Here is a 22,074-nt window from a genome sequence, read left to right on the forward strand (position 1 = left end):
TTTTTTCATCATTTGTGTTTTTTTAAGGTCTCCATTCGTGGAGACCTTTTTATTTTCAATAATATCATAATTGAATATTGACTATTGAAGTGGAAAAATGGTGAAAATGTGAAATATTTTATTTTTCGATCCTGCTAATTGCTTTTGTTTAAGGGAATAGGATGAGTTTTATAATGTTAATAACTCTTCTTTTTGACAAATTTAAACTGTCTTTATACAGGTTTAAAACCTATTGAATGGTTTTAATAAAATCAGTCGGCCTGAACTTCATCACAGACTGAAAACTTCTGGTATAAGCCTGAACACTCTTGTATCCTACTTCATAAGCCGTCTCTGAAACCGTAAGACTCCCGGAGCTCAAATATTCCAGACTTTTGATGATACGAAGCATTTGCTGATATTTGCTTAAAGTAAGACCTGTTTCTTTTTTGAAAATACGCTCCAGAGTACGGAAAGATAAAAGCGCTGTATCACTCAGGTCTTCCATTTTGATCTCATTTCGGTAATGACTGTGGAGATGTTCTATGACTTTAGCAAGGCGTTTATCTTTAGGAAGACTGATATGAAGAGTCAGGGAATGTTCTACAAACCGTGGAAGTTCGTTGAACAATGCTTTCAGAAACAGGCTTTCATGATGATCTGGAGTCATCATCTTAGACCATTTCTCTGCATATTTTATCATTTCCTTTAAAACCGGAGGAACAGAAAATACCTTCACTTCTTGATAAAAAGATTCTTGGATACTGATCTCCGCAAACATGATCATCAGTTTGATCTTTTCAGAATGGGAATTGGTTTTATGGACTGCATTTGGTGGGATCCATACGGCATGATTTTGAGGGAGGAGATAGATTTTTTCTTCGATAGTAATATACTGGAAACCACTTTCTACATACACGAGCTGCCCTTTCTGATGGTGATGCAGAACATTATCATGCACCCAGTTTTCTTCAAACCATACAAAATAAGGCTTTTTCAGTTCATCTATTTTTATACTGTCATTAGCATTCATGTCGTTTTAGGTTAAAACTTTGGCAAAATTAAACAAAATTACTGTGCTAATTTTGTACAAAAGTTTTTATTATGATGAAGAATGAAGTAAAAAAGAATGCTTCGTATGTTTTATTAATCATTAATGTTCTGGTAGTTATACTTATTTCCAGCAATCTCCGTTCACCGATTGTGGCGGTTGCTCCTGTACTTGGAGAAGTAAGGGAGGCTTTGAAACTGAATAATTTTCAGGTGAGTCTGCTTACTTCTATTCCCCTGTTTATGTTTGCCGCCTGTTCTGTACTGGTGAGCAGATTTTCCAATAAGTTTGGAATCAGCAAGCTTCTGATGTATTCCCTGATTATTTTAAGCTTCGGATTATTTTTGCGAATCACCGGATCTCTATGGCTTTTGTTTTTAGGATCTCTATTCATTGGTTTAGGAATATGCATTGGAAATGTAGTCACTCCGGGATATGTTAAGAATAATTTTCCGAAGCAGATAGGTCTTATGACAGGAATTTTTGCTGTATCGATGAATCTTACAGCAGCTTTAGCTTCCGGATTCAGCGTGAAAATAGGAGAACTGACAGGTTTTGGATGGAAAGGCTCTCTGGGAATATGGCTGGTGATTGCCGCATTGGCTTTTCTTGTTTTATCATTGGAATTTATATTTAACAAAAGAAATCCGGCACCACCTAAAACAGCGCTCAGTACTTCAGATTTTAATATGTTCAAATCTGCCCAGGCATGGAATATCAGTATTTTTATGGGACTGCAGTCTTTATTTTATTATTGCCTGGTAGCATGGCTTCCCTCCTTTCTTGCTGATTTTCATATGCAGGGAGAAAGTTCGGGCTGGGTATTTTTTGTTATTCAGATTACGATGATTCCTGTGACATTCTGTTGTCCGATTATTGCCAGTAAAATGAAAGATCAGAGACTTATGATCCTTTTCATATGTACACTGATGTTCAGCAGTACACTGATGTTTGTTTTTCTGAAATCTCAGTGGATTTATGTGAATGCTGTGATTATCGGAATATCTAATGGATTGTCTTTCAGCCTGTCGATCCTGTTTTTTTCCACGAGAACGAAAAACAGCAGCAATGCAGTTAAAATATCAGGAATGGCACAGTCTGTAGGTTATCTGATTGCTGCATTCGGGCCTCCGTTGTTTGGAAAACTGCATGATTGGGATATTTCCTGGAACAGTTCATTCTATTTGTTAAGCTGTGCGGTAATACTGATGCTGTATTTTGGATTGAAAGCAGCGAGAAATAAGTATGTTGAGGATTAGGATAGTCAAAGGTCAGGTGACACGTCTTTTATTGCTGGATGCTACCCATTCTTCTTTTTGGCATTTCGGGCAGCGTCCGGCATTACCCTCTCTTTTATGTTCAGTATACCCACAGAATATACAAGAGTAATGTCTTTCCTCACGAATATATCGTAACGGATTATGTAATGAGCCTGGCATAATAGGAAGTCCATACCTTACAAATTCATCTTCTAAAAAAAATACACTGATTTCTCCTGATATTTCTTCTATAGCCATTTCAATTTGGCCAAGTTGCGAAATTCCCTTTAGTCTCAGTTCTGCAAAGAATTCGTCACTCCCAAGGTTTTCTTTTTGAAAGTTTTTAATTGAAAATTCGCCATTTTCTACGAGGCAGATGGATTTTCCTTCCACCAGATTTTCAAAACTTTTACTTTTTCCGATAAAATGCGTCACAATAGAATACAGGAGAATAATAACAATAAAAACAATAAGGGACGAAATAATTCCAACATCTTTATTAAACATAGGATCTCCTGCTGCCGATCCCAGGCCAATAATGACTACCAATTCAAAGATTGAGAGCTGTTTTACCCCTCTTTTTCCTAAAATTCTAAGTCCGATGATAATAGCCAGAAACATAATCATGGTACGAAGAATGATCTCTAAAAGAAAAGACCATTCTTCATGTCCCAATAATAATTCTTTCCAATCAAGATTTAAGAGAAAAACTGACAGCATACCAATTATTTATCAAGGAATATTCAAAAAATAAGCCATAAAACGTATTTATTTCATAGATATTTCAGGCTTACCTCTTCACCATCATCAAGTATAAAGCATCTTCCCGCTATTCCGTTTTCATGGATCTTTTTCTGAATAAATTTTCTGTCTTCCCTGCAGTGGCTTAGGGTTTCCAGATGCGTTACCCAAACAGTGGATTCCGGAGCAGATTCACATACTTTTACGATATCTTCACTGGTCATAATAATAGGATCTCCTACGGAAAAAGTAGCAGCTCCACCCGCTACAATGATGTGCTGTGGCTGATGTTTGTCAATTTCTGCAGCAATTTCATCATACCAGATCGTGTCTCCTGCGATGTATACGGATTTATTGTCTTTTTTAAAAACAAAACCATTCACGATTCCCATTTTCTCTCCGATTTCTCCGGTTCCGTGCCGGCCTTTGGTTTTGGATATTTCAATAGTATTCCATTGAAGCTGATCCTTCAGAACGATGATATTGGTGAAGCCTTGTTCTGCAATCTGTCCTGAAATAACATCGGAACAGATGACCGGAATATTCTTGTCCAGGAGTTCAATAGCAGCATCATCCCAATGATCAGGATGAAGGTGGGTAACAGCAACTGCGTCTACTCTTTCCAGCTTTTTCTTTAATTCTTCTTTATCAAAAGGCAGGTCTACAAGAGGATTTAATAATTCACTGTCTGTCATGGGCATTTTTCCTCTGAAACCTTTGTCGCCGAGCATCGGATCTATCAGGATAGAAATTCCGTCAATATTAAGCAGTAATGTCGCATTGCGCCATAATTGTAATTTCATTTTGGGTATTTTTGTTTGACAAATGTATTACCTAATAACAGCAAAACAATCGAAGGTTACCAAAAAGTTAACCATAAATATTCAATTGACTTATGAATTTTGAGGAATTTAAAAACTGTGGATTAAGACGAAGTCTGGATATTCTTTCAGGGAAATGGAAACCATTGATCCTGCACAATCTTTTTGAAGATGACCAGGTCCGCTTTGCGGAACTTTGGCGTACTATGCCCCGTGTTTCCAAGAAAGTACTGTCAGAGCAATTGAAACAGCTGGAAGAAGATCTTATTATTGAAAGGATTGAAGTTTATAATTTCCCACCGGAAGTCTATTATAAACTGACTGAAAAAGGCCGGAAGCTGGGCCCTATTCTTTTGGAATTGCATTCATGGGGAAGTGGATTGGGTTAAAATCATTTTGGATAAATTCATCGAAGGTTTTCGATGCCTGTAGGTATTTCTTTCCTTTTCTAAAATTTTATACTACATTTGGAAACACTACCTAAAAATAGATTTATGTAGGGGTTACATAATATAACCTCAAATTTTTATAAAAAAACAAACCAATGAAAAAAAAATTATTATTTGTGCTTACTTTCGTAGCACAAACTTTTTTTGCTCAAATTATTTCTAAAGATCCCTCGTTTGCTACGAACGGAATTTATAATCTTCCGACAGGAAGCTCTTATCTGGGAGAGCTGACAGAAACAACCAATGCCGTATTTTATCAATCCTTTGACTCCAATACGAATCAATTAATTATCTCTAAAGCGACAAGTTACAATGGCTCTTTGGATGTGGCTTTTGGAACTAATGGTAAAGTTGCATTGAATTATACCTCAGACGCTCTGGTTGGATTTATAAGGCATAATAATGATAAATTAACCTTACTGTTAAGGCGATATGATTCTGTAAATAGTATTAATTATTTAGATGTTGTTCGATTACTTTCCAATGGACAATTAGATTCTTCGTTTTCAAATGGAGGAGTAAAAGCATTAGCCAATTTCTATCAGGACAATTTCAATATAAAAAACAACCTCATAGAACAAGGAAGCAAAATTATTGTTTCAGGAACCGGTGTGGATACCAATGGATTTTTTGACGGGTACACCCATACATTTAGATTAAATTCTGATGGTACATCAGATAACAGCTTTAATAATGGAGAGCTGTTAACAAATGGAATTCCCCGCATTATTTTAGATAATCAATCTAATATTATTTTTTTAGAACATAATACTATAAAAAAGTATACTTCTGATGGACAGCTTATGACAGGTTTTGGAAACAATGGAGTGGCCATATTTAATGGAGTGAATGTGAATGTTATAAAGGTAGATTCGGGGAATAGAATTATATATGCACAACTTGCATCAACAAGCCCTGCGACCATAGGAAGGCTGAATGCAGATGGAACGCCAGATACCACATTCAACTATAATGGTGCTCTGGGTCTTGAATTTTGGGATATCTATGAAAAAAATAATTCTTATTATATTGCAGGTTATGCTGATTTAAACAATGCACCTGCTTATTATATCGCTAAACTTAATCAAAATGGAACTATTGATACGGTATTTGGAGAATATATAGAAAATGATTCCAGCTTACTCTATCACATGATTCACGCAATCAAAGTTTTTGATAATAATATAATTGTTTATGGAGATGGGCCAACAACAGAGATCGTTAAATATCTTTTAACCAGTACAGCTGTATTATCAACAGCAGAAACTCTAAAAAACAATACTGACATCACTTTTGAAAACCCCGTGAAAAAAGATATAGTTTATCAGTCAAAAGAAAAAATTAATAAAATAGAAATCTATTCTTTTGATGGAAAATTACTGAAAACTATAAAAGAAAATAATTCCGATATTTCTGAACTGCCTAAAGGAGTGTATTTTGCAAAAACATTTTTTAAAAACGGGAAAATTTTCACAAAAAAACTTATTAAGAAGTAGTAGATTTATAATTTAAAAACTAATAACAATTTTTACAAATGAAAAGAATCATTATTTTGATCTCCTGCACAATAGGCACATGGGTAACTGCGCAGATAGCGCCACCACCAACGATTCAAAGATCCAACACAACACCCCGCGGCCTAACTGTCAATTCAAGAAAAGGAACATTAATTGAAAAGAAAATCATCAATTTAGGTAAGTTTAAAAACCTGAATATTCAAAAAATTGTAACGAAAGATATTTCCGAAAATTCTTCGGATACTTTTCTTGGAATTATGTATGAATATGAAACCTTTGATGAAATCTCCAAAAAGACACTCACTATTGACAAAAATGAATTGGGAAAACTGATTCAGGCTCTTCAGACGGTAGAACAGAGAGAAAACGAAAAGGCTGGCCAGGAAACCAGATATAAGTTTGTAACGATGAGTAATATTGAATTCGGAAGTGTTTACCGTGAAAAACTTTCTTCGTGGGTGAATTATATAAAAATTCCGGGCAATCATTTTAATCAGAACTTACAGGAATTCAATAAAGATGAATTAAAAGAATTGATAACTATTTTGAAGAAAGCAGAACAGGAAATTTAAAAAAATACAGGTGCTTACCTTCAACATAAAAACCTTATAGGTTGTGAAAACCTATAAGGTATATTAAAAAAATTAAAAATAATTATTACCGGAAGGGATCGCTTATTCTCTAAACTGATCCAGCACCTCCGTAATATTCTGATAAACAAAATCCAATTCTTCTGATGTAATGCAATATGGCGGAACCAGGTATATTACATTTCCCAACGGCCTCATGATAATCCCTCTCTGTAAGAATTCATTGTAAAGCTTCTTCCCTATTTCATTGAAATAAGAAGTATCATTCCCGGTTTTGAAATCGAACGCTAAAATAGTTCCGATCTGACGAACCTTTTCTACACGAGGATGTAAAGCAAGTACTTTCACAAACTCTGAATGTTGATGAGTGATGCGGTTGATATTCATTTGAGTTTCATTTGTCAATAGTAATTCCATACTGGCAAGAGCCGCTGTACAGGCTAAAGGATTGGCTGTAAACGAATGCCCGTGAAATAAGGTTTTATAACGGTCTTCAGAAAGGAAAGCATCATAGATGTCATTGGAACAGGTAGTGATTCCCATGGGCATGGTTCCTCCTGTCAATCCTTTTGAAAAACACATGATATCCGGCTTTTCCGTAAGATAATCTGCTGCGAAAAGTTTACCTGTTCTTCCAAACCCTGTAAAAACTTCATCCTGGATCATGAGAATACCTTCTTCCCTGCAGAAATTCATCAGCTGGCTTAGGTCTTCAGCTTTATACATAAGCATTCCGGCAGCCCCCTGAACTAATGGCTCATAGATAAAACAAGCGACTTCACCGGCCAGTTCTTTAATCTGTTGCTGCAGATTTTCCAGATTTTCTGCAGTAGGTGTATCAATAAAGACAACTTCAAACAGCATGCTTTCAAAAGGTCTTGTCCAGAAGCTTTTTCCGCTTACAGACATGGCTCCAAAGGTATCTCCGTGATAGGCATTTTTAAAAGCTAAAATCTTTGTTTTCTTTTTCTCTTTATTGTATGCATATTGAATACACATTTTCAAAGCAACTTCTACTGCGGTAGAGCCATTATCCGAATAAAAGACTTTTTCCTGGCTATCAGGCAGAAGTTTCAGCAGATTTTCTGAAAGCTGTACTGCCGGCTCATGGGTAAATCCTGCAAAAATAACCTGCTCTAAAGTATTTAACTGTTCAAAAACACGTTGGGCAATATATGGATGAGAATGTCCATGTAGAGTTACCCACCATGAAGAAACGACATCCAGATATTTTTTTCCTTCGGTATCATAAAGATAAATTCCTTTTCCTTTTACAATAGGAATGGCATCATCAGCTGTTTTCATCTGGGTGTACGGATGCCAGTTGACCATTTTGTCTCTTTTTTGAAGGCTGATTTCTTTTGTTATTGTATTCATATTTTGATGTAAAAAATAGAAATGAGTGATGGAGATGGATTTAACAATAATTTAGTTGAATATATTGAAATGTTGGATTGATCGCAAAGGCGCAAAGTTTTGTCATAGATTGCGAATATTTTAAGGCGCAAGAAAATCAAAGATTTTCAGCAAGGAATGTGTTATAATTTTCCCGTGGATTTTTTATATCATCTGTTTAATTTACACAATCTGCAATAGAATAAAAATTTGCAATGTTAAATTTTATCGTAGATAAAATCCTTGCGTCTTAAAGTATTACTTACTACAAAAGCTTTTGCGCCTTTGCGTTTTCCAACTTATAGAGCAGTTTATAAAAGTTCAAAAACCAGTTTTATAATAAGCTCTATAATACCAATAATCCAGCTCATCACTCATTATTTATCGTTTATAATTTACTAACAGCATGTTTCTTTTTTCATCATAGGTCTCAATCCTAAGGTCTGAAGCATCTGCATATCTTCAGAAACTCCCGGATTAGGTGTTACCAATAAGGTTTCTCTTTCTCCCGTGAAAATGGAATTGGCTCCTGCCATAAAGCACCATGCCTGTTCTGTTTCAGTCATTTCTATACGGCCTGCGCTTAATCTCACCATGGAAGATGGCATTACGATTCTTGCTGTGGCAATCATTCTTACCATTTCCCAGGTATCTACTTTTTCATTATCTGCTAACGGAGTTCCTGCTACCCTTGCTAATGCATTAATTGGAACGGATTCCGGATGCTTTGGCATTGTTGCTAACGTTAAAAGCATTGAAATTCTGTCTCTGTGAGTTTCGCCTAGTCCGATGATTCCTCCGGAGCATACTGTGATTCCTGCTTTTCTTACGTTATTTATTGTGTTGATCCTGTTGTCGAAAGTTCTGGTAGAGATGATCTCTTCATAATACTGTTCAGAAGTATCAAGGTTGTGATTGTAAGCGTACAATCCGGCTTCCTGAAGCCTGATGGCCTGTTCTTCGGTAAGCATACCCAATGTACAGCAAACTTCAAGGCCAAGTTCGTTTACTCCTTTTACCATATCAATCACCCGGTCAAAATCACGGTTATTACGAACTTCACGCCATGCTGCTGCCATACAGAATCTTGAAGATCCGGAATCTTTTGCTTTCTGTGCATGGGCAATTACGGTTTCTGTAGGTAATAAAGCCTGTACTTTGATGTTGGTGTGATAACGGGCTGCCTGTCCACAGTAGGAACAGTCTTCGGGGCATCCGCCGGTTTTGATAGATAATAATGTGGAAATCTGCACTTCAGAAGGATCATGCCATTCGCGGTGTACGGTGGCTGCTTTATAGATCAGTTCCATCAGAGGTAAATGGTAAATTTCCTCAATTTCTTCTTTAGTCCAGTTGTTTCTCAATGTTGTTTTTGTATCCATTATCCTATTTTTGTTATTGTTAATTGCTTTGCAGCAAGGTGTATAGATTCCTTATCTGTATTCATGATTTCCGGAATCTTTATAATTTTTGTTTCGTTTTCGATAAAACTGCAGATCACTCTTTCTGTATCTTCCGGAAAATCTCCGTTAAGAATTAAATATTCCAGCTGAATTTCTCTCTGTTGTAAGGCTAAGATTGAAAGCAGGCTATGGTTGATACAGCCCAGGTAGTTTCTTACAACCAGCGCTGCAGGAATGTTTAATTCCTCAATCAGATCAATCATAAATGTAGTGTCTGAAATGGGTACCATAAGACCTCCGGCTCCTTCTACAATGAGTGGATTTGCTGTTTTTGGGAGTTGAAAATCATTCAGATTGATGGTGATATTTTCTTCTCTTGCTGATTGATGTGGTGATGCTGCCAGCTTTAAACGGTAAGTTTCCGGATGGCAAAAGCTGGTGTCTGTCCATGCTTCAATTTTATGGCTGTCAGTATAATGCAGATCGCCTGATTGTATGGGTTTCCAGTATTCTGTTTTAAAATGCTGAACCAAAACAGCTGAACATACTGTTTTTCCTATTTCGGTTCCTATTCCTGTTATAAATAGTTTCATGTCTTTCGTGATGCGGGGTTCGGGATTCGTGATTCGGCTGTTGAAAGTTTTAAATAAATTCTTTAATAATTCCTGTCAGTTTTATAATTTCTTCTTCTGTATTAAAGCTGTGAAGGCATATCCTCAAGCGTTCGCTTCCTTCTTTTACCGTTGGACTGTATATAGCATAGGTCAAAAACCCTTCTTCAGATAAAATATCCTGTAATTCTTTCAGTCTTTGATTGTCCGGGATCACAATAGCCTGAACCGGACTTGTTTCTGCCGATGGAGACTGTAATTTTCTGCTTCGGAAAACTTTGATGTTATTCTTAAGTTTTTCAGCCAGTTCATGATTTTGATCTAAAAATTCATATCCTGTTTTGATGCTCATCCATTGAAAATCCTGTGCTGATGTTGTATAAATGAATGGACTTGCAAAATTGATCAGGTAAGATTTCACTGTTTCATTACAAAGAATGGCTGCTCCATGGCTTCCAAGAGCTTTACCGTAAGTGATAACCGCTGCCGAAACATGATTATGTAAGCGGTATTTTTCAATCAATCCATATCCAAAAACCCCAAATGCATGGGCTTCATCTACAATCAGAGAGGCTTTGTATTGACTGGCAAGCACAGCGATGTCCTGAACAGGAGCAAAATCTCCTTCCATCGAATAAAGACTTTCTATCGCGATATAACAATGTCCTTTCTGTCTTTTTAAAATATTTTCAAGATCTTCGATATCATTGTGTTTGAATTTCAGTTTTTTAGCATTGGATAGTTTGCAGCCATCATGTACTGAACGATGGATCTGTTCGTCCACCATCACAGTATCATGGCGGTTGGGAAGCGTAGAAAACAAAGCCAGATTTGCATTATATCCGGATGGAAAAAGTAATGCGGACTCAAAATGATGTTTCTGCGCAATATAATTTTCCACGGAAACCGCCATATCACTGTTCCCGCTAATCAATCTTGAACCTGTACTTCCGGAAAGTAGTTGAGGATGATCTGTAATCTTTTGCAACAGTAATTGCTGAAGGTCTTTACTTTTTGCAAACCCCAGATAATCATTGGAATAAAAATCAATTCCATCGGATTGAAGCCTTAAACTTCTTAAGGTTCCCTTCTCTTTTCGTTTATCAAGGTATTCCTGAAAACGGGAAGTATTGCTAAGCATAATTTAATTGAGCTACTTCTTCTGTAATCGCATTAATCCACTCTTTATGCAGTTCTTTTTCTATGTCCAGAATATGATCTGCATGGTGCTTCCAGTCTGGTGAGAATTCATTGAGCTGATGAATCATTTCTTCCAGATGTCCTTCTTCTTCAAGGATAATGGATTTTACCATAATTTTAGAAGAAGCTTCGGTAAGTGCCTGTTGATAAACAGGGTAAAGTTCATCTGCACGGACTTCAATAGCATAGGTTACGAAAAGATAGGCAGCATATTTAATATCTGTTTTATTAAGTTGGAAAGCTTTCTGAAGATATCGGCAAGCTTTGATATCTAATGAGTGAAGATATTGGCTTGTGGCGATAGGCGCCAGAAGTTCTGTGCTTTCGTAGGTTTTGCAAAGCTCAGGGTTTATTTTGCCAATTTGTTTTTTTAAATAATAAGCATGACGGTGTTCTTCTGCAGCATGTTTCAGCTGGATCTGAGAAACCAGGGTTGGATGTTCACATTTTGATATTTTTCTTGCACCGGCATTTTCCATAAAAGAAAGCGTGTTCAGCCATTTGGCGTGGATACTTCCTTCCTGTACAATTTTTTTTAACAGATGATGAAATTCCATAGATTTTTATTTTGATGTCAAAAGTAGTATATTGCCGGATGGTTGTATGGTGCCAGTTTTGATATTATGGATAGTCCGGTTAAGATTCCCTACGAAAGTTTTATAAAAATTGATAGAAAATCAGAGACTTCTATCTATCTGCAAATTGCCAATCAGCTGATCAATGCGATTCAGAGAGGGTTTCTTCCTTTTGGAACGAAGCTGCCGGGGACAAGAACGTTCAGTGAAATGCTGGAGATCCATAGAAATACGGCCGTTGCAGTATATGATGAATTATCAGCCCAGGGCTGGACGGAGAGTTTTCCCAACAAAGGAACTTTTGTTATTGGAAAAGATCAGGAAAAACCTGTTAAATTGAATGATTTTAAGCAAAATAACCTTCAGAATTATCCAGTTTCGACTGGTTTTTCATTTAAAACATCCAATATTTTAGATAATCCTTTTGAGTATTCCAATTGTAAATATGTCTTTAATGATGGGGTACCGGATATCCGCTTAACGCAAATCGGACAGCATTCCCGGTTTTACAGTTCTATCCTGAAACGCAAATCCAGCCAGAAAGCTTTTGGACATTATAATCATGACGGAAGTGAATTTTTTAAAGAACATTTATCCCAATACCTGAATCTTTCCCGGGGGCTTCCTATTTCCAAGAATAATCTGCTGATCACCCGAAGTACGGAAATGAGTATTTATATTGTTTCCGAGATCCTTCTTTCCAAAGGTGATATCGTATTGGTGGGAGCTTTGAGCTATTTTTCAGTCAATATGATCTTTGTGAAAGCTGGTGTTGATATTGTTTCGATTCCGATTGATGAAGAAGGAATTATAGTAGAAAGCGTTCGTGAAGCCTGTAAAAAGCAGAAAATAAGGATGCTTTATCTTACGCCGCATCATCACTATCCTACTACGGTTGCATTGAGCGCTCAAAGACGTTTCGAGCTTCTGGAACTTGCCAATGAATACGGATTTATTATTCTGGAAGACGATTATGATTATGAATTTCACTACGATAAAAGCCCTATTCTTCCCCTTGCCAGTGCTGATACCAACGGAATGGTGATCTATATCGGTTCTTTCGGAAAATCTCTGGCTCCGGGATTCAGGACAGGATTTATTGTGGCTCCTGAGAATCTGATGACAGAAATGCGTAAATATCTGGGAATTATTGACCGTCAGGGAGATATTCTGATGGAAAGGGCATTAGGAGAAATGATTGCAGAGGGAGAAATCAACCGTTATCTGAAAAAATCTTTAAAGGTATATCAGGAAAGGCGTGATTATTTTTCTTTGTTGTTAGAAGAGAATTTGGGTGATTTTATTACTTTTCAGAAACCTTCAGGAGGGCTCGCTATATGGCTGGAATGGAATATTCCCTTGAATCTGATGCAGCTGAGCCGAAACTGTGCAAAAGACAATCTTTTCATTCCTAAAACGTTACTGTATCAGAATAAAGGTCTTACAGCGATGCGTCTGGGATTTGGAGATCTTAATTTTGAAGAGATGAATAAAGGGATTGAGGTGTTTTCAAAAAATGTGAAGGGATTGATTGGGTGATTAAATCTCTCGCAGATTTAGGAGATTTTGCAGATTTTTCATAGATACCAATAAAGTTTGTGAAAAAATACATCATATTTCCTGCTGAAAATCTAATATTGAGCGAAGTCGAAATATTCTTGCGTCTTAAAAATGCATGAATATTAAAAAAATTGCGCCTTTGCGACTTTCCAAAAAAAGATTATTTTATTTTTGAACGCGAAGGCGCAAATAATGACCAAAACAATGTGTTTTAAGGCGCGAGGATTTTATCTGCGATAAAATTGATACTGGATATTCTTGCTTTGAATAGTAAAAGTGAAGAGGCTACGTAAAGTGTCATTCTGAACGAAATGAAATGTAGTGAAGAATCTCTTAGTTAAATTATAATGAGATTCTTCCTTCGTCAGAATGACAAAGCCACAAAAACCACGTCATTTGACTTTTGAGATAACCTCTTCTCTTTATTAATGATGAGTAGGAAAAACTACTTTGTTCTTCTTATGTTTTGGTTTCTTCTTTTTCTTATTCAAATAGATAATAAAACCGGTAATCGGGAGTGATAGTGAGATAATTGCTGCCAGAAAATAGATAATTCTGGTGGTCAGTCCCAGGATACTTCCGGTGTGAAGATCATAATTTCTTTCTCTTAATGCGTTTCCATATCCTATATTTTTGTTTTTATACGATTGAGATTTTAAAACTTCTCCTGAATATTGATCAAAATTAAAATGTTCATTTCTGTATTGTCTTCCGTCATACGTCAGCTCAGCATAGTAGGTTCCTTCTTCCGATCTTGGAAAGTTGACAAGTACAGATTTTTTGTCTTTCAATCCTTTTTCCATAGTATTTCCAATCAGATTGAGAATATTTTCCCGGTTTGAAAATTCTTCGGAAGGAATTGTACTTTTGGCTTTCTTTTCTGTTGGAATGTTTCCATTTAATGTATTCCTTATCCATTGGTCTGCATCTTCAAAGCTCCATATCAATGCGGAATACGAAATAATAAGTAAAGGAATTACGGAATAAAACCCCAGCACATTATGAAGATCATAGTTGATTCTTTTCCAGTTGGCCGATATTTTAATGAAAAACATTCCTTTCAGCATGCTTTTGCTCATTTTACGGGGATACCATATCACAAGCCCGGAAAAAAGAATAATCGTCAGTATCAGTGTGGAATAACCGGTAATTGCTTTTCCTATTTTCTCACCCAGCAAAAGTCTTCTGTGAAGATCCAGTACAATTTCGAAGAAATCTTTTTTTGCATCTTCTACTTCCTGCACTTTTCCGGTGTAAGGATCCACATAAATCCGGTAATAATAAAGATAAGTTCCCCAATACGTCCATGCTTCATCGTTCATTTTCAGGGTACGGAATACGTAGGTTTGTGCAGGATCTGAAGGAATCACTACCCTTTTGACTTTTAAACCTTCGGGAAGTGCTTTTTCTGCTTTTTCCGTGAGCTCAGCCAATGAAAGTTTGTTTCTGCCGATATTTTCAACAAAATATCTGTTGGGGTGAACACTATGTTTTAATTCTTCTTCAAAAGAGAGGATACATCCGGTAGCGGCCATAATAAAAACTATAAGCCCGGACGCGAGTCCGAGCCATAGATGTAACTGATAGGCAATTTTTCTAAATTTCAGCTTCATTCTTAAAATTTAAAGCTTACCTCAGCAACAAAATTACGAGGCATCTGAGCGACTACCACTCCCTGCCCTGCAAAATATTGTGCATTGCCCAGGTTATTCATTTTAAATCCTAATCTGTATCTTTCTTTTTCAAGAGAAATGGAAGCATTCACCAAAGTATAGGCAGGAAATACAAATTGCCCGGTAACCACTTTATTTCCGGTAATCTGTTTTCCAACACGGTTTACTCCAAAACCTACTCCTAGTCCCTGAAGTCCTTTGATCGGGAGAATATAACTGATCCATGAATTGAATACATTGGCAGGACCTGCAGATTCAGGACGGCGCCCATCTACAGCAGGATCAGCTTTTTCATATCTGCTGTGATTGTAGCTATATCCGGCCATGATATTTAATCCCTGAACAGGATTCATGATGGTTTCGATTTCAATCCCTTTACTTCTTTGCTTTCCATCCTGAACAACAATATTGTATTCTTTTCCGTCACGGATCACTCCGGTTCCTCTCTGGATATTATCGACAAGGATATCGTAGTATCCAACCGTGAAATTCACTTTGTTTCTCCAAAGATTTCCCTTGATTCCTACTTCCCACTGATTGGCCATCTGTGGTTTCATATCTCCGCTATAGTCCGGTAACTGCTGGGTAACAGGAGCTGTATAGCTGAAGCCGTTCATATAATTACCATAGGCAGATAACTGATCTTTAACGATCTGATATACAATTCCTACTTTTGGAGACCATGCGGTCTGACTGAAATCACCGGTACGTTTGTTATCATTCAGATTAAGCTGTCCTTTACTTTCGTAATGATCCATACGCAAGCTTAAAAGCGTAATCAAACGGTCTGTAATATAGGTTACGTTTGAAATATAAGCTCCGTAAAGGTTGGATGAAGTGCTATTTCTTACCAAAGGCGTTTTACCTGCCAGAATAGCAGCCTGAGTTGCAGTCTGAATTTTCTGAAGAGCCAGATCTCTGGAGATGTTACCATAAACTCCGGTTACAGGTGCCACTACCGGCCCCGTAGGATTTGTCCCATCAATGTAATCATATACTACAATCGGAGAATGATTATTGTTGATCGATTGATTTAAATAATCTAATCCGATCAACACTTTATTTTTAATTTTTCCGATATTAAATTCTCCATTAAAGTTCTGCTGAACACTTGTAGAAGAAGCTTCAGAGTTCTGCCACTGTACATTACGTTCCAGCAGGGCATCACTGGTTGTCCCTCTGATAAACTGGTATTGATATAATCCTTCCGTTTTTCTGAAGTTTCTTGAAAGCAACGTTTGCGAAGTCCAATGATCCGAAATTTTGTAATTAGCCTCTGCTTTTACATTGATAGACGGAGCTTTTAAAGTCATATCATTGTTGGAGTAAGATCTTTTCCAGTCGAATCCAAGTTCATCTGGTGTATGAGCAACATAGGGTCTTGTTCTGGTCAGAAAAATAATCGGAGTATTGGTTCCTTCATAATTATAAATCTGAGCTCCCAGATTAAATTTCAACCTTTCATTGACCTGGTAGCTTACAGTTGGGGCTACAAAGAATGATTTTCTGAATTCAGAATCCCTGAAACCATTCTGATACTGGTACGCCGCATTTAAACGGAATAACATATTTCTGGATTCTGTAATCGGTCCGTAAACATCGGCGGTAACACGGTTCAGGTTGTAGCTTCCCATCAGATAAGAAGCTTCTCCTCCGAAATAATCTTTCGGTTTTTTGGTTACCGCATTAATCAGGCCTCCAAACGAAGTTACCGCGCCTCCATACAACGTTCCTGAAGGTCCTTTGATGACTTCAAGACGTTCAATATCTGCAGGATCGATCTCACCATTGGTGGTTGCAGGAACACCGTCTACCATCGATACTTTCGTAGGGAAACCTCTAAGGCTGTAGTAGAAACTTCCGTCTCCCGAGCCTCTTCCCGGACTTCCCTGCATTTTTACCATACCCGGAACATTTTTCAATACTTCCGAAATATCGTAAGTAAGCTGTTCCTTCATGATCTGCTGGTTGATGCTTGTATAAGCTTGTGGATTTTCAAGAACTTTCAGAGGCATTTTGGCCACTGAAGTACTGTCTTTATCCAGAAATTTATTTCTGCTCACTGCATATACGGTAATTCCTTCAATCACATTGTTGTGTAAAGGAGCGTAGATCGCAGGGATTTCATAGACATCTTTCTGAATGTGAATGGGTTCTCTCATCAGTTCGATGTCATTTAAAACCACCTGAAGGGTATATTCTCCAGGTGGCACATTTTCAAAGTAATATTCTCCTAAATTATTGGTTTTTGCCTGATAAGACGTGTTGACAAGTCTTAAAACAGCATTTTTTACTGGTGCTTTTTCAGACAGCATGATTTTGCCATGAACTCTGTCGCCCTGCTGTGCAGAAAGCGAGTTGGAAGATAAAGCAAGACCAAGAAGTAATATAAGGGTTTTAGATGTTTTCATGCTGTAAGTTTTGTAACAGGGGATAGTTTATTTTACCGTTTTGTGATAAAGGAAATGTTTCTATAAGTTCTGTGCGTACATATTGCGGATTAATACGCAGTTTATTTTTAATGGTTTCGGTGATGAGCTGAGGATCTATTTCCGGATTGTCATACAACACCACGATTTTTTTATCATTGGCATTCAGACATACGAAGGTATTGCCCTGCATTTCATTTTTAAGAATGAATTCTACCTCATCCAGATTCAGGCGTATTCCGAAAAGCTTCATGATACGTTTTATTCTACCTGTGATATAATAAATTCCGTTTTCACCTTTTCTGGCGGTATCTCCGGTATGCAGTATGGAAGGCTGCTCATAAGTGGCAAGATCTTCCAGTTTATTGGCATAGCCTCCGAAAATACTGACATGAGAAAACAGCAATTCATCCGTTTCAGGATCAATTTTGAAGCTTCCTCTTTCCACCACATTTCCGATTGATGTTTCTTCTTCCAGCAATCCTTCTGTGGTAAGGTAAGCCATTCTTCCGCCTGCTTCTGTCTGTCCGTATTGTGCAAAGAATTCTTTTTTAAATTCATGACAATAAGAGAAAATAGTTTTTCTCAATTCCGCGTTAATCACACCTCCGGTGTGGGTAAAATATCTGAGACTTGGAGAATCTTTTCTGAAAAATCCTATTCTGTTCAGGTTTTCATAAAGAAAGGGAACTCCGCCTAAAGTACTGTAGCCGTACTTCTCCATTTCGTCCCAGAATGCTTTCTGCATAATGTCTTTATCCGTACAGACAATTCTTCCGGCACGCATACAGTTGGTCGTGAAAATAGAGAATCCGTATACAAAGTTGATCGGTACGTTTAAAGGAACTACATCAGTTCCCTGAATCGGCATGTACTGAAGGATGCTCAATGCGTTCTGATAAAGACTTTCATCAGATAATTTAACCAGCTTCGGTACACCTGTAGTTCCTGAAGTACTCAATAGGATTTTGATGTCAGGGTGAATGATAATCTCAGCTTTATAATCATCCTTTGCAAAGATTCTGATGTTGTCTGAGAATGCTTTCAGAGAGTATCCTTCAATGGTTTCCCTTTGTGGATCAAAGATGTATTTCGGACGATATTCTGCCTCAATACGTTCTTTAAATTCCTCATGAAGTTTCTGTCCCAGTAACGCAATGGTATGTGCTGTTCCATAAAAATTGAGGAGCACTTCAATGCTTGGAAGCTGATTATCATTGTACAAAAAAAGCAGGCCTTTTTCTACGGGGTTTAAGCCTAAAGACCGGTACAGTGTTCCCACCGGTATTGTTGTACCGGTGGAAGCATCTGTAAACCCCAAGTTCTTATTGGCAATTACATTTTCTAAAATTTTCATAAGCTTAGTTTTCTACGAATACATCGTATTTTTTCATTTTTTCGCGAATTTTTCCGACGGTTCCCATCTCAAGAATATCATTAAAATCAAATTTGATCTGATAAAACTGTTCAAGCGCTTCTACGATCAGAAGATGAGACATAGAATCCCATTCCGGGATTTCCTGATACGTAAGCTTTTCATCTACCAATTCTTTTTTTATAGCGATGGCAGAGGCGATAATTTCATAAAATTCTTCTGTAGTGTTCATTTTAAATTTTTATAGTTTTCCATTTTCCATTTCTAAAAATCATCAGGAATAACACTGCTAAGACAATTTCCGAAGAAACGATAGCGGTAAATATTCCTGTCAGTTCCCAATGAAGCTTTACCCCCAAGAGATAAGCCATAGGAAGCTGAATTACATAAAACATGACAATATAAAGCAGGGTAACCTGCATAATATTTCCGGCTGCATTCAATGCGCGGCTGATCACCATGGTGAATCCTAAAAGCAGATAAGCCATAGAGACCACATGGATGTATTGAACCGCATATCTGGCAACTTCCGGTTCTGTAGTGAAAAATTTCACCACATATTCTGCTGCAATCTGCCAGAATAAGGCTACAATGACCAGATAAGTCATGTTGATGGTTCCTGCTCTCCAGACTGTTTTTTCTGCACGTTCCGGTTCTCCGGCACCGAGATTCTGTCCTGTAAGCACTCCTGCTGCATTTCCTATTCCCCAGGCAGGCATTGTTGCGACCGAAGCAATACGCTGGGCAATAATGTATCCTGCCAGCGCGGTTGTTCCGAAAGTAGAGATGATTTTCACCATAATCAGCCAGCTGGATGTAGGAATGATATACTGAACCAATCCTCCAAAGGCGAGTTTCAGAATCTTCTGTAACAATGTAAGATCAAGCTGAAAAGGAACTCTGATGCTGATGCTGGTTTTTCCTGTGGCGAATATGAATGCCTGATATACAACTCCTAATGTCCTTGATAAAACCGTAGCATACGCCAATCCCATCAATCCGAAAGCAGGAATAAATCCTAATCCGAAAACAAGGATTACCGCAAAGATGATATTGGAAATATGGCAGATCCAAAGTGATTTCATGGCAATATCGGCATCACCTGCCCCTCTGAAAAGCCCATTGACAGACAAGCGGAGAATCACAAGCCCGATACTCAGAAAGACCAGTCTTGAGAAAGAAACGCCTTCGGTTACCGTACTGGCATTGATTCCCAAAAAATCAACAATTTCTGATGCAAAAAAGCAGGAAACCCCACCAATAAGCACTGCAAAAAACAGGGCTAGCAAGATGATATATTGGGCTGTTCTTCCCATTCCTTCTTTATCTTTTTCGCCCGCTCTTCTGGCGGTAAGGGTTGCTGCTGCAATTCCCAAACCTACTGCTATGGCATAGGCAAAGTTGACGTAGTTATCGGTTATTCCCACAAGCCCAAGAACCTTGTCGCCTAATTTTGCAATAATCAATAGATTGATACTCACAAAAACAGATTCCATGACAAGTTCCATCACCATGGGAATGGCAAGACTAAAGATGGAACGGTTGATACTTCCGGAAGTCAGTTCAACTTTCTTTCCGGCTATGGCTCCATAGGTAAAAACCGCTCCTTCTTTTAGGATATGCAGGAATTTCCTCATACTGCTGCTACTGAATTTTTATTGGCAATCTGATACAGCGGGTTAGGCAGTGCTCCGTCTTTTCTCGGAATGGCAAATGCCTTGTTTTCACTGTAACCGTTATTTTTCAGACGCAGACTGTTGATATAGAATCTTTTGAATGCCGGAACATACAGGTCATACTTTTCGTAACGTTCCTGAAGGTGGGTATTCTCAGCTTTATAATTTTCTACACAGTTGTGAACCAGTTCCCAGAACGTCTCTTCATTAAAGTTGGAATACGTATGTAAAGCATTCGACAGGTATCTGAAGAAGGCATCAAAAACTCCAAGCAAAATAAACAATGGGATATTTTCTTTATTGGAAGACTGGATCAAACCGTCTGCAAGATGTGCAGGAAGCTTTTCTCTGGCCTCTGTAGTAAGTACAATATCATCCACAAAGTCTTTGATGACGATTCTCTTCGGAACTCCGTTTTTCAAAACCACCATAATGTTTTCTCCGTGCGGTGTTACACATAATGAATGCGTGTAATAAATGTGTAATAATGGGGTAAGATAAGCATCAAGATAGCTTTCAATCCATTCTTTGATACTTACACCCGCTTTTTCTGCAAATGCCTGAACCAATGGAACTCCATTTTCATCTACATAAAGCAGAGAAGCCATGGTTACCATTTGCTCATCTTCTTTCAGATAATTTTCAGCACTTTCTCTCCATAATGCGCCAAGGAATTCATTATATTGGTAAGGTACGCTGGCAATAGCTCCATATTGTGGATGTAAATAAGTGATGGCAGCTTCTTCTCCTAGGAAAATAGTCTCTTTGTTCTCAAGGTAAGCATCATCTTTAATTAAGCCTTTTACCCAATCTGTAATAGCTGGAGCAATTTTCATCTGTTTAGGTGATAATCCTCTGATATTTCCTGTACTCAGAATAGAAACAGCCGTTTTCAGGTATCTCTTTTTAGGATGATCTACATTGAATAAAGTACGGATACTCTGCTGCGGACTGTAGGTATCACTACCTTCGCCCAATTGTATTAAAAGTCCTGAAGCAATATCTCCGGCAAAATGAATCTGAAGCTTATGCTCCCACTGCCATGGATGTACAGGGATAAAGTGATAATCTTCAACAACTTTTCTTTTGCTCAATAGCTGCTGCTGAAAATCATTGTATAAATCCTCTCCTATTTCTGAACGGTAAAACTCATCTCTGTCAATATGTTCCAAAGACTGGAATGATGATCTGCTTTTATGAGAAGCCAGCCAGATTACTTTTAAATTTTCATCGGCTTCAGGGGCAAATGTTTTAAGATCTCTTGGAGAAAAACCTAATCGGCTTTTGTTCACAATTACCCAAGGATGTCCGGTCATATTATGCTCTACCGTCTGATAATCCGCATCTGCAAGATCTTTTGAAGACATCACTCCTCTTGATAAGATTAAAGCATCACAATACAAAGTATGCAGTAATTCTTCTGTATATCTTGCAATGGTATAAGGGTCTAAGTCAAAAACTGATTGCATTTCCAGAAAGAAAGCCGCTACATCTACAGAAGACAAATCTTCACCGTTTTCTGTTTTTGTAATGCTGTCTTTATCAATATACCAGTAATCCATCATTCTTTCCTGTCCGCGGAAGCTGTAGACAATATTTTCAACTCCGGTTTCAAGGGTAAAAACAGTATATCCGTTTTTATTTTCAAAGGTTACCACCGGTTTTAGAAGCTCTTCGTGCATCAATTCTGCGATGGTTTTGGCCATTAGGTTTCTGTTGGCCTGATTCCAGTTTTCCTGGCTTACTGTATTTTTTAAGTTGGTGTTCATT

General features: G+C 37.6%; 19 protein-coding genes. 5 read left to right on the top strand and 14 right to left on the bottom strand.

The genetic code is table 11. The annotated features are described in order from the left end of the window. Nucleotides 1-229 precede the first annotated feature (229 nt). Complete coding sequence (locus AC59HC_RS12750) at nucleotides 230-1,012, bottom strand: AraC family transcriptional regulator (RefSeq protein WP_202840319.1); 783 nt, start codon at nucleotides 1,010-1,012, stop codon at nucleotides 230-232. A gap of 71 nt (nucleotides 1,013-1,083) precedes the next feature. Here AC59HC_RS12750 and AC59HC_RS12755 point away from each other — a divergent pair, with 71 nt between their 5' ends. Beyond that, nucleotides 1,084-2,289 carry a CynX/NimT family MFS transporter gene (locus AC59HC_RS12755; protein ID WP_496558725.1) on the top strand — a complete coding sequence of 402 codons (1,206 nt, stop codon included), beginning with the start codon at nucleotides 1,084-1,086 and terminating at the stop codon, nucleotides 2,287-2,289. Nucleotides 2,290-2,301: 12 nt separating this feature from the next. Here AC59HC_RS12755 and AC59HC_RS12760 read toward each other — a convergent pair whose 3' ends face one another. Beyond that, a complete protein-coding gene (locus tag AC59HC_RS12760; RefSeq protein ID WP_311229514.1) occupies nucleotides 2,302-3,009 on the bottom strand; it encodes a DUF421 domain-containing protein in 708 nt (235 codons plus the stop codon). Nucleotides 3,010-3,062: 53 nt separating this feature from the next. After that, complete coding sequence (locus AC59HC_RS12765; RefSeq protein WP_496558726.1) at nucleotides 3,063-3,833, bottom strand: MBL fold metallo-hydrolase; 771 nt, start codon at nucleotides 3,831-3,833, stop codon at nucleotides 3,063-3,065. Nucleotides 3,834-3,925: 92 nt separating this feature from the next. Between AC59HC_RS12765 and AC59HC_RS12770 the strand changes: the two genes are divergently transcribed. From AC59HC_RS12770 to AC59HC_RS12780, 3 genes are all read left to right on the top strand, one after another. Next, nucleotides 3,926-4,240: a winged helix-turn-helix transcriptional regulator gene (locus tag AC59HC_RS12770; RefSeq protein ID WP_202840313.1), complete on the top strand. Its 315-nt coding sequence runs from the start codon at nucleotides 3,926-3,928 to the stop codon at nucleotides 4,238-4,240. Between the two features lie 155 nt (nucleotides 4,241-4,395). Then, the gene (locus AC59HC_RS12775) at nucleotides 4,396-5,796 is read left to right on the top strand and encodes a T9SS type A sorting domain-containing protein (protein WP_202840312.1); all 1,401 of its coding nucleotides are present in this window, start codon (nucleotides 4,396-4,398) and stop codon (nucleotides 5,794-5,796) included. 38 nt (nucleotides 5,797-5,834) lie between these two features. Next, nucleotides 5,835-6,389 (top strand): RNA-binding protein, encoded by a 555-nt coding sequence (locus AC59HC_RS12780; RefSeq protein WP_496558727.1) that lies wholly within the window; start codon nucleotides 5,835-5,837, stop codon nucleotides 6,387-6,389. 102 nt (nucleotides 6,390-6,491) lie between these two features. Here the strand turns inward: AC59HC_RS12780 and bioA are convergent, their stop codons facing one another. The 5 genes from bioA to AC59HC_RS12805 form a co-directional block, all read right to left on the bottom strand. Further along, complete coding sequence (gene bioA, locus AC59HC_RS12785; RefSeq protein ID WP_496558728.1) at nucleotides 6,492-7,784, bottom strand: adenosylmethionine--8-amino-7-oxononanoate transaminase; 1,293 nt, start codon at nucleotides 7,782-7,784, stop codon at nucleotides 6,492-6,494. Nucleotides 7,785-8,200: 416 nt separating this feature from the next. Then, on the bottom strand, nucleotides 8,201-9,184 hold the full coding sequence (gene bioB, locus AC59HC_RS12790; RefSeq protein ID WP_496558729.1) for a biotin synthase BioB: 984 nt from the start codon (nucleotides 9,182-9,184) through the stop codon (nucleotides 8,201-8,203). Then, on the bottom strand, nucleotides 9,184-9,798 hold the full coding sequence (gene bioD / locus AC59HC_RS12795) for a dethiobiotin synthase (RefSeq protein ID WP_496558730.1): 615 nt from the start codon (nucleotides 9,796-9,798) through the stop codon (nucleotides 9,184-9,186). Before bioD ends, bioB begins: the two co-directional genes overlap by 1 nt. Before the next feature lie 49 nt (nucleotides 9,799-9,847). Then, nucleotides 9,848-10,957: an aminotransferase class I/II-fold pyridoxal phosphate-dependent enzyme gene (locus AC59HC_RS12800; protein WP_496558731.1), complete on the bottom strand. Its 1,110-nt coding sequence runs from the start codon at nucleotides 10,955-10,957 to the stop codon at nucleotides 9,848-9,850. Then, nucleotides 10,950-11,573, bottom strand: coding sequence for a hypothetical protein (locus tag AC59HC_RS12805; protein ID WP_496558732.1), 624 nt, complete (start codon nucleotides 11,571-11,573; stop codon nucleotides 10,950-10,952). Before AC59HC_RS12805 ends, AC59HC_RS12800 begins: the two co-directional genes overlap by 8 nt. Before the next feature lie 66 nt (nucleotides 11,574-11,639). Here AC59HC_RS12805 and AC59HC_RS12810 point away from each other — a divergent pair, with 66 nt between their 5' ends. Beyond that, nucleotides 11,640-13,130 (top strand): aminotransferase-like domain-containing protein, encoded by a 1,491-nt coding sequence (locus tag AC59HC_RS12810; RefSeq protein ID WP_496558733.1) that lies wholly within the window; start codon nucleotides 11,640-11,642, stop codon nucleotides 13,128-13,130. A gap of 446 nt (nucleotides 13,131-13,576) precedes the next feature. Here the strand turns inward: AC59HC_RS12810 and AC59HC_RS12815 are convergent, their stop codons facing one another. Genes AC59HC_RS12815 through AC59HC_RS12840 form a run of 6 tightly spaced genes read right to left on the bottom strand, consistent with a single transcriptional unit; the run spans nucleotide 13,577 to nucleotide 22,073 of the window. Then, nucleotides 13,577-14,764 carry a PepSY-associated TM helix domain-containing protein gene (locus tag AC59HC_RS12815; RefSeq protein ID WP_496558734.1) on the bottom strand — a complete coding sequence of 396 codons (1,188 nt, stop codon included), beginning with the start codon at nucleotides 14,762-14,764 and terminating at the stop codon, nucleotides 13,577-13,579. 2 nt (nucleotides 14,765-14,766) lie between these two features. Then, on the bottom strand, nucleotides 14,767-17,235 hold the full coding sequence (locus AC59HC_RS12820) for a TonB-dependent siderophore receptor (RefSeq protein WP_496558735.1): 2,469 nt from the start codon (nucleotides 17,233-17,235) through the stop codon (nucleotides 14,767-14,769). Further along, nucleotides 17,222-18,610, bottom strand: a complete 1,389-nt coding sequence (locus tag AC59HC_RS12825; RefSeq protein ID WP_496558736.1) for an AMP-binding protein — start codon at nucleotides 18,608-18,610, stop codon at nucleotides 17,222-17,224. The genes AC59HC_RS12820 and AC59HC_RS12825 overlap by 14 nt, the downstream gene beginning before the upstream one ends. Nucleotides 18,611-18,614: 4 nt before the next feature. Next, nucleotides 18,615-18,860 (bottom strand): acyl carrier protein, encoded by a 246-nt coding sequence (locus tag AC59HC_RS12830; protein ID WP_002979498.1) that lies wholly within the window; start codon nucleotides 18,858-18,860, stop codon nucleotides 18,615-18,617. Nucleotide 18,861: 1 nt separating this feature from the next. Continuing rightward, nucleotides 18,862-20,265, bottom strand: coding sequence for an MATE family efflux transporter (locus AC59HC_RS12835; protein WP_496558737.1), 1,404 nt, complete (start codon nucleotides 20,263-20,265; stop codon nucleotides 18,862-18,864). After that, nucleotides 20,262-22,073 (bottom strand): IucA/IucC family protein, encoded by a 1,812-nt coding sequence (locus AC59HC_RS12840; protein WP_496558738.1) that lies wholly within the window; start codon nucleotides 22,071-22,073, stop codon nucleotides 20,262-20,264. Before AC59HC_RS12840 ends, AC59HC_RS12835 begins: the two co-directional genes overlap by 4 nt. Nucleotide 22,074 lies beyond the last annotated feature (1 nt).

It is taken from the genome of Chryseobacterium sp. DZ-32 (genome assembly GCF_059587025.1).